The sequence below is a fragment of the Hymenobacter sp. genome, from assembly GCF_036387835.1.
GTDB lineage: Bacteria > Bacteroidota > Bacteroidia > Cytophagales > Hymenobacteraceae > Hymenobacter.
On sequence record NZ_DASVSY010000025.1, the window covers coordinates 1 to 13,748 of the forward strand.

Genomic DNA, 13,748 nt, shown 5'->3' on the forward strand with positions numbered 1-13,748 from the left:
GGCCCTGGCCTTGCTGGCGCAGGATGCCGATGAGTTGCGCTTCACTAAAGCGGCTCTTTTTCATGGGGCAGTAGGAAAAGGATGGGAAAAGATACCCCCTTCCTCTACTTTTCACTGGCCTACTTCATGGGGAAGCCTACAGCATTGCTGGCGTTTTTGCCTTGTTAGTATGCCTGGCTAAGCAAAACATGCTGTGGCCCCATTTGCAGCACAAAATAGGTATCAGTGTTGGGCTGACAACGTAGAATGGCAGGAAATAGAAATACACGAAGACCCGTGGCACAAGGAAACTTGATAGAGTTTCTTTAAGCATGCTTGCAGGGCCACAGGCCCTTGTTTAACCAAGTGAATCGTTCTACACTTTTGTTGTGTGCTATTGACAGGTAGTTATACTTAAGCTCTGCAGTAAATAATCATATATATGTCTTATACTAAATTATAAATGAATAACTTAGCAACTTGAATACTTAGCTGGCGTACTGTCTAATAACACATTATCTATTTGCGTCTTACCTTAGTTTTCATTGAAGTCGAGACATGGTAACAATGACGACAACACTTGAATTTAATTCGACATTATTCTGTTATTAATACAAATATAGCACCTCTTCAATGGCCTTAGTTGCTTTCCGTTCAGAGTATCAGATTACAGTCGATGCAGACTGTAATCGGGTTACGTATGAGCGGTTTGAGGAGCTAAGCATGGCTACAGACCTGCCTTATTTCTTGGACGACTGGCAGCGGGCTTTATCGTATATAAAGCCCAACTTCACGGTGCTCATTGACTTGCGCCGCAGAATAGGACCGAACGTGTGGCTTATGCCTATTTATCTGGAGCTGCACTACTTATTGCTGGAAGCTGGTGTGGGAATAGTGGCCGAAGTTCACCCAACGGTTTTCAACATGAGCCAAATCAGCCGCACGCTCCGCGAGCAGACCAAGCTGCCGGTGCAGTTATTTATAGACCGAGCGGAGGCCGAAGCTTTTTTGGATAGTTTCCGCATGGGCTCGGCGGCGTGAGGTAATAAGCCGGTGTAGGGTTGGGGCAGGCTGCTTATCTTTGTAGCTGTATATACGGTTGGCGCCAACGTTTTGGGAGCTTTCACTGTTCATATGCGGGGCCTCGGCCACCGTTTGTTTGTTCTCACTTTTCGCTGATGAATTCCATTTCCACCGATATCTGTATTATCGGGGCCGGCCCTGTGGGGCTGTTCGCCGTGTTTGAAGCCGGACTGCTGAAATTGCGCTGCCACGTAGTAGACGCGCTGCCGCAAGTAGGCGGGCAGCTTTCCGAGATTTACCCCAAGAAGCCCATCTATGACATTCCGGGCTTCCCCGACATTCTGGCCGGCGACTTGGTTCGCAACTTGATGCGCCAGATTGAGCCCTTCCACCCCACTTTCACGTTGGGCGAGCGGGTGGAAAGCTACGAAAAGCAGGACGATGGCACCTTTACTGTAACCACCGTTGACGGCACCCAAATCCATTGCAAAGCCGTGGCTATTGCCGGTGGCCTAGGTTCATTCGAGCCGCGCAAGCCTGCCATCGAAAGCCTCGAAAGCTTTGAGGGCGGCAAGGGAGTACACTATATGGTGCGCGACCCCGAAACGTTCCGCGACCAGCGCCTCGTCATTGCTGGTGGCGGCGACTCGGCCCTCGACTGGACCATCTTCCTCGCCGACGTAGCCAAGGAAGTAACCCTGGTACACCGCGGCACCACCTTCCGCGGCGCCGCCGACTCGGCCGAGAAAGTGAAAGCCCTGCACGAAGCCGGCCGGGCTCGGTTGGTGCTCAGCAGCAACGTAACTCACGTGCACGGCAACGGCAAACTCAACTCCGTCACCATCACCGCCAACGACGGCACCGCCGAAACGCTGGATGTCGATTCGTTTATTCCGCTGTTCGGCCTCACCCCCAAGCTTGGCCCGATTGAAGATTGGGGTCTGGACCTGGAAGACAATGCCGTGAAGGTGAACACCGTTGATTATTCGACGTCGGTACCCGGCATCTTCGCCATCGGCGACATCAACACGTATCCGGGCAAATTGAAGCTGATTTTGTGCGGTTTCCACGAAGCCGCCCTCATGTGCCAGGGCGCTTTCAAGTACATCAACCCCGACAAGAAATACGTCCTCAAGTACACCACCGTTAACGGGGTACCTACCTTGTAGAGGGAATGAGTGGATGAGTGAATGAGTGAAGTAGCCTCTGGCGCAAACGGCGCTATCGTCAGCAGACGTAGGCTATAATCCTTGCTCACTCATTCCCTTATTCACTCATTCACTCATCGAAGATTATGGCCGACGAAGTACGGGTTTACGTGGAGGAAGCCCTTGGGCAGCGCACCGAAGTGGTGGGACCCACCGATATGGGGCTGAATTTGATGGAATTGTTGAAGGCCAGTGGCTACGACATTCAAGCCACGTGTGGCGGCATGGCTTTGTGTGGTACCTGCCACATAGAGGTGCTGGCTGGCCCCGATCTGGACGAGCCCGGCGATGATGAAATGGCCATGCTGGAGAGCCTGCCTATTCTAAGCTCCGGCAGCCGCCTCTCCTGCCAGATCCGCATTACCGAGCGCATTGACGGGCTGGTGCTGCGCCTGATGCCGCAAACAGCCTAGAATTGCAATTTTCAGGCTAGCAAAGCGTTGCATGCGTATGCACACCTCTACTGCCCGCTTGGCTTGTTGCTCCCGGTTCACTTCCCGCAGCCTGTTCGGCTGCGGTTTTTTATTGTGGCTGCCCTTGTGGCCGTTGCAGGCTCAACGCGGGCCGGAGCTTAGTCTGAGTGGCGGCTTTTCGTTGTCGAAGTCTGCTATTACACGGTACCAATTGCCTCCTGCCTTTCAAACCAGCAGTTATTTTAATACAGGAGCAGCGTTGCGGCTAACAATTCCGCTGAGTACGCGCTTTGGGCTAGGTCTGGAGCAGCGCGTAACTGGCTTGGCGCAGGGTATTCGATACCGCTACCAAAACGGAGGCAGCCGCAGCACTGGCATAGGTCTTAATACAATCCATCAAAGCGGCATTAGCCTGCGCCTATACGACATAGCCAGGCTTGGTCCACGCTGGAACCTCGACGCGCTGCTGACTGGCGCCTATAGTTGGACAGGCGCTTACAATAAAGGCACGGTTGTCTATCAGTTGCTAGGCTCCGAACAACCGTTTCCCCCACGTACCGACGCCCCGCAGGTAAGAGTTGAGGAGCGGTGGTTGAAGAACGGCATTCCCACGGTGGGAACTGAATTGCAACTGGCGTTCGAGCTTAGTTCTCGACAAGCTTTATTCTTGATGGTTGGCTACCAAAGAGGAGTGGAGCGCCTGCTAGAAGTACGTTCGGTGCGCGCCGAGTTTCTGGATGAGGCAGGGATGATACGCCAAGGCAGCTTGACAATAATTACGCGCTGCTCGTATGGCACGGCGCAACTTGGCTATGCCCTGCGCTTAAGCCCAAGGCAAGCTACCGGCAAAACCCATTCTACCCCGCGCTACAGCCTTGATGCCGAAGATGACACGCTGAACACCGAGCCGCCAATCGAGTAGCAAGGAGTAACTTATGCGCTTTCGCTGAGCAGGTTGGTGGTCTTGCTGGCGGCGCGGTGCTGCTTGGCGTACTCGGAGGGCGGCATGCTGTAGGCTTTCTGGAACATCTTTCGGAAGTTCTTGCTATCGTCGATACCTACCTGAGCAGACACTTCGGCAATGCGCAGGTGGGTGTCGGCGAGGAGTTGAGCAGCGCGTTTCATGCGTACGTCACGGATGAACTCGACCACCGACTGGCCGGTGATGCTCTTGAGGCGACGGTAAAAAACGGATTGGCTCATGCCCACTTCCCGCACCAGCAGCGGCACCGTGAATTCCGACTCTTCGAGATGTGCTTCCACAATGCGGAGCACGTTTTCCAGAAACAGCTTGTCGGCGTCGGGCATGTGCACTTCGGAGGGCTGAAGCAGGGCCTGACGCTGGTAGTAGTCGCGCAGCTTGTGCCGGTTGTGCAGCAGCGAGGCTACTTTGGCTTGCAGCAGCTTCGGGTTGAAAGGCTTGCTGCAATAGTCGTCGGCGCCGGTTTCCAGGCCTTCCTGCTCGTGCATGGCCGCCGTGCGGGCCGTGAGCAGCAGCACCGGAATGTGCATAGTTTTGGGACTCTGCTTGATTTTCTGGCACAGCTCCAACCCATTGCCGCGAGGCATCATAACGTCGCTGATAACCAAGTCGGGGAGCACCGCGAGAGCTTTTTTCCAGCCTTCCGCGCCATCGGCGGCTACCGTCACGTCGAAGGCGGGCTCGAACAACTGCCGCAGATACTCGCGCATTTCCTCGTTGTCTTCCACCACCAGCAGCTGCCCGGCGCTATCCGGTAACACCGGCGCGGGCGTGAAAACCGCTTCCTCTTCCACCTCCGAATAAGTGCCGGCCATAAATTCCGCTTCCCCGCCCGTAGCCAGGGTTTCCGCAACCAGATCGGCAGTTGCCAAGTGCGCGTTGCCAAACGGCAGCCGCACCGTGAACGTAGTACCCTGGCCCACTTGGCTTTGCACGGTTACTTCGCCGGCATGGCGCTCCACCAGCTGCTTCACCAACGACAAGCCGATGCCCGTGCCTACCATACGCAGCGTATCGGTGTGGGAGGCCTGATAATACACATCGAAGATGCGGTTCAGGTCGGTGGGCTTCATTCCCACGCCCCAATCCTGCACCTGGATTTCCAGATAGTTGTCTTGCAGCTTTTGCTGGTAAACCACACTTTGCCGTTCCGGATGGCCGACCACGGCTACGGTAAGCTGGATTTTGCCGCCTTCTTTGGTGTACTTGAAAGCGTTGGCCAGCAAGTTGGTTAGCACGATTTCCAGCTGCCGGGCGTCGAAATACAGCGGCACGGCTTCGGGAGGCGCCAGCAGGGTGTAATCGATTTGCCGCTCTTCAGCCTTCAGCTGGAAGATGAGGAAGATTTCCGTCAGGAAATGAACCGCGTCGGTGCGGGTAGCCCGCAGCGGAATGTGGCCCGACTCCACCTTGCGGAAGTCCAGCAGCTGGTTGACCAGCCCGAGCAGCTTGCGGGTTTGCCGGTGCATGAGCAGCACCTTGTCTTTTAAGCCGCCCAGCTGGCTGGCCACGCTCATCAGCTCTTCCATGGGCGCCAGAATCAGGGAAAGTGGGGTGCGCAGCTCGTGCGAGACGTTGGTGAAAAAGTCCAGCTTCAGGGTCAGCACCTCCTTTTCTTTGGCCACCTGAAACCGGTCGAGGGCCAGCTGGCTTCGCGCGGCTTGCTGGCGCATTTCCATGCGCCGGTACAGAGCCAGGGCCAGCAGAATGCCGCCCGCGTACAGCGTGTAGGCCCACCAGGTGCGCCACCGGGGCGGCAGCACCGTTAGGTGCAGCGTGGCCGGCTGCCGGGTCCAGATACCGTCGCCGTTGCTGGCTTTTACGCGCAGCGTGTAGTTGCCGGCGGGCAGGTTGGCGAAGCTGGCCGTGCGTTGGCCGGGCGGAATCTGGATCCAACGGTCGTGGTAGCCTTCGAGCTGGTAGGCGTAGCGGTTTTTGGCGGGGTTGGCGTAGTTCAGGCCCGTAAAATCGAGGGCGAAATCATTCTCGGCATCCTTGATTTTCAGGTTTTGCAGCCGCGCGATGGTTTGCGGCAGCAGCACCCGGTCGTTGACAACCTCCCCCACCGCCACGGGCCGCCCGGCCAGGCGCAAGCCGGTAATGCGCACCACGGGCGGAAACGGGTTGGGCTGAATAGCCGCGGGCTGAAAGTAGCTGATGCCGTTGATGCCCCCGAAATACAAGGTGCCGTTGCGGCTCCGGTGCGCCGAGCCCACCTTGAACGAGTAGTTCTGCAAGCCGTCGGCGGCGTCGTAGTGCTGGTACTGCCGGGTGGTGGGGTTGAAGCAGTACAGGCCGCCACCGCCAATCCAGAGGTTGCCTTTCTCGTCGGTCAGCAGGCTTTCGATGTCGGTTTCGGGCAGCCAGCGGCTGTAGCGCCGAATGGTTTCCTGCCCTTGTGCGTTGCGCATCAGCTGGTGCAGCCCGCCCCCGATGGTGCCAATCCAGAGCGTGCCCTGCCGGTCGAGCAGCAAGGGGCAGGCGTAGTTGACCTGTAGGCTGTTGCTATCGGTGCGGCTGTACTGAAACTGCCGGAGCAGCGCCAGCGAATCGGGTAGCACCCGCAGCTTCAGCAGCCCCGCGTTGCGCGTGCTGGCCCACAATACGTCCTGCTGCCGGTCGTAGAGCAGGGAGGTGATTTTGCTGGTAGGCAGGTTGCTGTTCTGGGGGCGGTAGGCTTTTAGAAACTGGCCTTCCTGGTCGAATTGCAGCAGACCCTGGGCGAAAGTGGCCACCCATATCTTACCGTACCGATCCTCCACGATGCCTTCCACCGACGTTTCGGCCAGATTGGGCTGGCCGGGAAAAGAGGTGTACGTGCGCGTGACTTCCCGGCCGCCTTTGCGCTGCAACGTTAGCAGTCCGCCATAGTGAGTGCCCAGCCATAGTAACCCGTTGGAAGACTGGAACACGACGGATATATCGGCGCCGTGCGCGCCGGCGGAACCTTGCCAGCTTAGATAGTTGCGGTAGGTTTTCCGGGTTAAGTCGTAGCAAGACAGTCCGTTGCGGGTGCCCAGCCAAAGCAGGTTCGGCGCCTCTTCCTTGTAGATGGTATTAACAAAGTTGTTAGCCAAGGTGGGATATTCGGACGTCTGCTGGCTTAGGTGGCCAAACGGCTTCTGCCGCAAGTCCACCCGGTTTAGCCCCCCGGCCGCGGCAGCCAGCCACAAAATCTGGTTTTTATTTTCGAAAATCTGAGTAACCCGCTCGGAATTAACCCCATACGGCCTGCCCGGCGCCGGCAGAAACACGGCTGCCGCCTGGGGCCCAAGCGGAATGGCATGGCCAGTGGCCGGGGCCGCCGGCCACAGATGCAGCCCGTAGTTGGTGCCCACCCACAGCCGCCGAAACGAGTCGAGGTACAGGGTTTGCACTTCCTGAAAAAGCTGTGGCAGCGGCAGTGCTGCCGCCATCCTTCGGGCCTGCCGGTCTTGGCTGGCCAGCCAGAACACCTGCTGGCCAGTACTCACCCACAAGTCGCCCTGCCGGTCGAGGTGCAGTTGGCGGACGCTAGCGGCGGGGAAGGCCGTAGGCTGCGCAACCAACGCCGCCCAAACGCCGCAGGGGGCTTCCACCACGCAAAGCCCGCGGACAAGCGTACCAACCCAGACTCGTCCACCGGGCTCGGCCAGCAAACTACCAACTTCGTAATCAAGCACTTGCCGGCTGGCTAACGGCACCCGATGGATGGCCACGAGTTGGCCATGCTCGTTTACGGTAAGCTGAAACAGGCCCATATTGCGGGTGCCAACCCATACGTGGCCATCGGCGTCAGAGGTCAGGGCTGTTACTTCGGTTTGCGACAGTTGCCGGGCCAGCGGCTGGTCGGTTAGTGGCAGATAGTGTTCGTTGAGCGCAACAAATTTGTCGGTACCCGCATCGTAGCAGCTGACGCCGGTGCTCTGGGTGCCCACCCACAGCCGGCCAGCGGCACTCACGTGCAACACCCGGATGCGGTTGCCCGACAAGCCATTCAAAGGATTTACGGGCAGGAAGTAGGTTTTGAGTTCGTAGCCGTCGTAGCGGTTGAGACCCTTGTTGGTTCCCACCCACAAAAATCCTTCCTTGTCTTCCGCCGCCGTTATGGCGTCGCTGTGCGACAAGCCTTCCCGTACGGTGATGTGCTCGAAGCGCAATTCGCCGAGGCTGCCTTGCGCACGGCTCGTCGGGCTGGCTAGGCTCACGAGCAGAAGCAACAAACAAAGAGTGAACGTAAACTTCCTATGCATATCTCGTTGTCCGGGGCAGGTTGAATGAGGAGCGTTGCAGGCGACCAACAAACCGGCAGAGACGCAGCTACCAGCTTTCTAGTTGACGGACAAGCCGCATCTACTGTTAACTATTTAATATCAAGCGATTTATTATGAATTTTCGTGGTCGAAAGCTTGAGAATCATGAGATAACAAGCGGTCCGCAAAGCCTAATTTATCCCCTTTTTTGACTTAAAACACCCCTATTCATTGAAATGCAGGACGATACTTTTGGCTAATTCGAAGTGCTACGCTGTACTTCACTTTTCCCTAAACCAGATCCAGCCTTGAAAGGGCAAACGGTTGCAGTCAAAAAAGCAATCGTTTGTGACTGTCGTGTGGTCTCTCCCTCGGATTTAGCTACCTTAAACTTCCCACCTCCACTAACTTCCCTCCCATGCATGTAAAATGGCTACTCTTAGGTGGGCTATTCTGGGCTGCTCGCCCACTCTGTGCTCACTCCACTCTCAATGAGGTGGCAGCAACCGATGCTGCCGAACCGGCTTTCCGACCCAGCCAGCCATTGCCCGCTACCGAAGCCGGGCGCCCGACGGCGGCTACCATCATTACCGGCCGCATCACCGACGAGAAGGGTGAGGGGTTGCCGGGAGCTTCGGTACTGCTGAAAGGCACCACTGTTGGCACAGCCTCCGATGCCCAGGGCCGGTTCACCTTAACGGTGCCGGACGGCACTACTAGCAGCACGCTGGTGGTGTCGTTTCTAGGGTACGTGTCGCAGGAGGTGGCGGTAGGGGGACGCACCGAAGTAAACGTGGCCTTGAGTTCGGACGCCAAGTCGCTGGACGAGGTGGTGGTAGTGGGCTATGGCACCCAGAAGAAGAGCGACGTAACCGGCTCGGTGGCCTCGGTGCCGCAGGACCGGCTGGAACGGCTGCCGGTAGCCAACATTGCGCAGGCGCTGCAAGGCGCGGTAGCAGGCGTGACGGTTTCCACTTCGTCGGGGGCGCCGGGGCAGCAGCCGCGGATTCAGATTCGGGGGGTACGTTCTATTACCGCCAATACCGACCCCTACGTGATACTGGACGGGGTGCCGTTCCCGGGCAACTTCAACGACATCAGCCCCACCGACATTGCCTCCATTGAGATTCTCAAAGACGCCTCCGCCACGGCCATTTATGGTACGCGCGGCTCGAATGGTGTTATTCTGGTAACGACCAAGCACGGCAAAACCGGCAAGCCCCAGATTCGCTACAACGGCTACGGCGGGCTGGACTACACTCCCAAGACCCTCACGCCCATGATCGGGCCGGAGTACGTGGCCAAGTACCAGGCCTTTAAAGAGCAGTCGGGCTTCACGGGTGCCCAGCTGGCCCAGCCGGTGCCCAACACCGGCGAGCTGGACAACTACAACAACGGCGTAACCACCGACTGGCTAAACCTGGTGCAGCAGCAGGGCCACATACAAGACCATAACCTCTCGGTTTCGGGCGGCACCCAGGACGTGAAGTACTACCTCTCGGGCGACTACTTCAAGCAGCAGGGCACGCTCAAAGGCTATCAGTTCGAGCGGGTCAGTGTCCGGTCCAACTTGGATGCCAACCTCACGCCCTGGCTGCGCATCGGCACGTCGGCGTTCTACGCCAGCAGCAACGACGACGGCGGCCAAGTCAACCTGGCGCTGGCGCTGGCGTCGAGTCCGTACGGGGTACCGTTCAACCCCGATGGCTCCTATAAGATTCAGCCCGAGTTTCCGGAAACGCTGATTCTTAACCCGTTGCTGGGACTGACGACCACCCGCGTCAGCCGCGTCAATCAGCTTACCGGTACCGGCTACGCCGAGGTGCAGCCCACCTTTGTGAAGGGCCTGACCTATCGGCTGAACCTTAGCTACTCGTATCGGCCGTACCGCTTTGCCAGCTATTCCGGCCGGGCCGCCAACACCAACAACGGAGCCGCGCAGATCACCAACGATGAACGCCACAACTACACCATCGAGAACCTGCTGATCTACAACAAGGATATTGGCAAGCACCACTTCGACCTGACGGCTCTCTACAGCGGGCAGCAGAACACGTACTTCACCACCACCCAAAATGCCGGTGGCTTTATCAACGACCAGACGGGCTTCAACAACATCGGCGCTGGTGGCCTCATCCCTACGCTCAGCTCGTATGACGAGCGCCGGGCGCTTATCTCGCAGATGGGCCGCCTGAATTATTCGTTCGACAGCCGCTACCTGCTCACACTCACTGCCCGCCGCGACGGCTCCACGGTGTTTGGGGCCAACGCCAGCAAGTACGCTACGTTCCCTTCGGTGGCGGTGGGTTGGAACATTGCCAACGAGGCCTTTCTGAAATCACTCAGCAAGGTTAGCCTGCTGAAGCTGCGGGTTTCCTACGGCCTGACTGGCAACGAGGCTATTGGCCCCTACCAAACTATCACGGGCCAGCAGCAGCTCCAGTACGTGTACGGCGGCATTACGGCCACCGGGCTGCGGGCCAACATCCTGGGAAATGCCAACCTGAAATGGGAGCAGACGGCTAGTTCCAACATTGCCCTCGATTTCGGCTTGTTTAACAACCGCCTGAGCGGCTCGGTGGAGTACTACGACTCGAAAACCGAAGACCTGCTGCTCGCCCGGCGAGTCCCGATTATCACCGGCTACGGCACCATCATCGACAACATCGGCAAGGTGCAGAACCGCGGCCTGGAGGTAGCCTTGAACACGGTAAACATCGAGCGGAACGACTTCACTTGGAGCACCAACTTCAACTTCACCCGCACCCGCAACAAGGTACTGGAACTGGAAGGTGGCGTCGATGACATTGCCAACAACCGCTTCATCGGCAAGCCGCTGAACGCCATCTACGACTATGAGATGATCGGCATCTGGCAGGTGGGGGAAGACCGCACCGGCCTCGATCCGCTGGCCCTGCCTGGTGACGTGAAGCTCCGGGATTTAAACGGCGACGGCATGATTTCCGGCACCTTTGACCGTAAGTACCTGGGCACCCAGCTTCCCGACTACACCGCGGGCCTGACCAACACGTTTGCTTACAAAGGTTTGAGCTTGCGGGTGTTCTTCCAGACGGCGCAAGGCATTCTGCGCCGCAATGAGCTGCTGAACCGCCAGGACTACGGGGGCCGCATCAACCAGCCCTCGGAAGTTGGCTACTGGACGCCCGAAAACAGGAGCCAGACCCGGCCCGGCCTGCTGGCCCGCAACGGACGCGGCTACGGTTACCCCGTCGATGCCAGCTACACCCGTCTCAAAGACGCGACGCTGAGCTACACCCTGCCCCAGAGCTTACTGGACAAGGTTAAGCTGGGCAGCACCTCGGTGTACGTGAGCGGCCGCAACCTCTACACCTGGACCGACTGGATCGGCTGGGACCCCGAGCAGAACTACACCCAGGGCAACGGCGCCGGCAGCAACATTCCGGCCGGCGCGGGTCCCAACTTCCCCCTCGTTAGGTCTTACGTGTTTGGTTTGAACATCGGCCTGCGCTAACCCACCTCTTCAGCAATTCCCGCATGAAACGGATACTTATCAGCATACTTGGGCTGCTCGCGGCGGCCCAGCTAACCAGCTCCTGCGCCAAGGACTACCTCGACGAAGCCCCCAAGGGTCTTTACACCCCGCAAACCTCCCTGGTCGACTCCCTGGGCTTCGAGGCCGGCATGGCCGGCCTGATGTCGGTGGTGCGCGAGCAATACATCTACTCCGATAACCAAGGGGTTATCGACATGATGCACGTCGGCACCGACGTGTGTATTCTGGGCAACCCGCAAGGGCCGGAAACCAGCTACGTCCGTTACGCCGAGCTAACGCCCCAGGATGCCGCCTCGGGTTGGTGGTGGGGCTGGGCCTACCGCACTATCAACAATGCCAACGTGTTAATTCAGCAGGCGGCTTTGGCTCCTGCCACCGTGCGCCAGGGCTACAAAGACCGGATTACAGCCGAAGCCAAGTTCTACCGGGCCTACGCCTACGATTTTCTGGCCACGCTCTACGGCGACGTGCCCATTATCACGGAGCCGCTGGTAGCACCGCGCAACGATTTTACGCGGGCGCCGCTGGCTGATGTCAACGCGCTTATCATCAGCGACCTGACCGAGTCTATCCCGCTCCTGAGTCTGATCAGCAACGCCCGGTTCTCGGCGCCTTCGCAGTCGGGACGTATCAACCGGGCGGCGGCCCAGCAGTTGCTGGCTCAGGTGTATTTGCGGACGGGACAGCCGGCTTTGGCCGAAACTCAGCTCCAGACTATTATCAGCAGCGGAAATTTCAGCTTGATTACGGCTCGTTACGGGGTACGCGCCAACCAGCCCGGCGACTACTATTTCGATATGTTTCAGGTGGGCAACCAGCGCCGCAACCAAGGCAACCGGGAGCTGATCTGGGGCATCGAGCAGCAGCTCAACGTGCCGGGTGGCGGCACTGATCGGTATTCGGCGCAGCAGCGCCGCAACTGGATACCCGGCTACCACAACATTCAGGGTATGCTGGTGGCTGACTCGCTCGGCGGCCGGGGCGTGGGCCGGATGCGGCTCAGCACCTGGGTGACTTACCGCCTTTTCGCGGCCGACGACATCCGCAACTCCAAGTACAACCTCAAGCGCCGGTTCTATTACAACGACCCGTCGCGGACCGCCACCTTCGGCCGCCGCGTGGTCGTTTCCGGCACCGATACGCTCATCAACATCACGCCCTACATCACCAAATGGAATCAGTTTGACCCGGCCGACGTGTTTGGCTTTGCTATGGTCAAAGACCTGCCCATGATGCGCCTGGGCGAAACCTACCTGTTGCTGGCCGAGGCGCAGTTCAAGCAAGGCAAGCTGGCCGATGCCGCCGCGAGCATCAATGTATTGCGCCGCCGGGCCTTCGCCAACTATCCTACGCGGGGCGCCGTGACGGCCACTGACATCACCCTCAACTTCATCCTGGACGAGCGCGCCCGGGAGCTGATTGGGGAAGAGCAGCGCCGCCTCACGCTCATCCGTACCGGCACTCTCATCGAGCGCACCACGCGCCTGAACAACACGGTAATTCCGGGCAACTATACCATTTCGGGCCTGACGCCTGACCGGGTGCTACTACCCATTCCGCAGACAGAGATTGATTTGAACTATGGCTTGCTGAAGCAGAACCCAGGGTATCAATAAGCTACCTGGGGCAAAGATGACGCCTCAACCGGATTGAGGCGCCATCTTTCGTTAAATAGCAAAGCGTAAGCGACTAGCAACAGGACACCATAAACCCTTCACTGCCAACTCCTTGCATCTCAGTAAGCCGCCTGTTGAAGCTGCTTAGTGATTCACCAGCCCGGTAATGCTTGATCTGTAATCCGTGCGGGCGCAGCCGGATGCCGGATGCGCAGGATAGTCTGAATGATTTCCCTGCCTTGCCAAGCTGGAAGAAGCTGTGGATTAACGTAGTATCAGATGTAGGCGGCACCTTTTAAGCGTTGCTTGAAACTAAATCATTTATAACCTGCTCCTGTCCGCAACCAACTACCCACGAATGACTGACTTTTCACCCTGGCAGCTGCTGCGCGCTGGTCTGTTGAGTTTGCTGCTAGCCGGCCCCGGCAACTCTCCTGCCGCGGCCGGCGGGCCGGCGCCGGAGAAAGCCGCCGACAAGCGCTTCTTCCAGCCGAAGTTTATTAAGAGCCAGCTACTAAAAGCTACTCAATGGCAGCTGGCGCATCCCAAGCACCCAAGCACCGACTGGACCAATGGGGCCTTTTACGCGGGCGTATTCGCCGCCTACGAAACCACGAAATCCAAGCTGATTCTAGATTCGTTGCTGGCCATGGGGGAGCGGACCAAGTGGCGCCCCGGCCCCCGCTACGACCACGCCGACGACATTGCCATCTGCCAGACCTACCTCAACTTGTACCGGTTGAAAAAAGACCGGCGCATG

The 13,748-nt window shown here is 58.2% G+C and carries 9 protein-coding genes; 8 read left to right on the top strand and 1 reads right to left on the bottom strand.

Translation table 11 applies throughout. The annotated features are described in order from the left end of the window. The 5 genes from VF639_RS05110 to VF639_RS05130 form a co-directional block, all read left to right on the top strand. Positions 1–181: hypothetical protein (locus VF639_RS05110; protein WP_331144807.1), on the top strand; the 181-nt coding region annotated here is incomplete at its 5' end. Between the two features lie 431 nt (positions 182–612). Then, positions 613–1,020: a hypothetical protein gene (locus tag VF639_RS05115; protein ID WP_331144808.1), complete on the top strand. Its 408-nt coding sequence runs from the start codon at positions 613–615 to the stop codon at positions 1,018–1,020. 137 nt (positions 1,021–1,157) lie between these two features. Further along, positions 1,158–2,171, top strand: a complete 1,014-nt coding sequence (locus tag VF639_RS05120) for an NAD(P)/FAD-dependent oxidoreductase (protein WP_331144809.1) — start codon at positions 1,158–1,160, stop codon at positions 2,169–2,171. 125 nt (positions 2,172–2,296) lie between these two features. Next, the gene (locus VF639_RS05125; protein ID WP_331144810.1) at positions 2,297–2,623 is read left to right on the top strand and encodes a 2Fe-2S iron-sulfur cluster-binding protein; all 327 of its coding nucleotides are present in this window, start codon (positions 2,297–2,299) and stop codon (positions 2,621–2,623) included. 37 nt (positions 2,624–2,660) lie between these two features. Beyond that, positions 2,661–3,545 (top strand): hypothetical protein, encoded by an 885-nt coding sequence (locus VF639_RS05130; RefSeq protein WP_331144811.1) that lies wholly within the window; start codon positions 2,661–2,663, stop codon positions 3,543–3,545. An 11-nt stretch (positions 3,546–3,556) separates the two neighbouring features. Here VF639_RS05130 and VF639_RS05135 read toward each other — a convergent pair whose 3' ends face one another. After that, positions 3,557–7,807: a hybrid sensor histidine kinase/response regulator transcription factor gene (locus VF639_RS05135; RefSeq protein ID WP_331144812.1), complete on the bottom strand. Its 4,251-nt coding sequence runs from the start codon at positions 7,805–7,807 to the stop codon at positions 3,557–3,559. 448 nt (positions 7,808–8,255) lie between these two features. Between VF639_RS05135 and VF639_RS05140 the strand changes: the two genes are divergently transcribed. From VF639_RS05140 to VF639_RS05150, 3 genes are all read left to right on the top strand, one after another. Then, on the top strand, positions 8,256–11,330 hold the full coding sequence (locus VF639_RS05140; protein WP_331144813.1) for a SusC/RagA family TonB-linked outer membrane protein: 3,075 nt from the start codon (positions 8,256–8,258) through the stop codon (positions 11,328–11,330). 23 nt (positions 11,331–11,353) lie between these two features. After that, complete coding sequence (locus tag VF639_RS05145; RefSeq protein ID WP_331144814.1) at positions 11,354–12,988, top strand: RagB/SusD family nutrient uptake outer membrane protein; 1,635 nt, start codon at positions 11,354–11,356, stop codon at positions 12,986–12,988. A 358-nt stretch (positions 12,989–13,346) separates the two neighbouring features. Next, on the top strand, positions 13,347–13,748 hold a 402-nt coding region (locus VF639_RS05150; RefSeq protein WP_331144815.1), incomplete at its 3' end, for a glycoside hydrolase family 88 protein.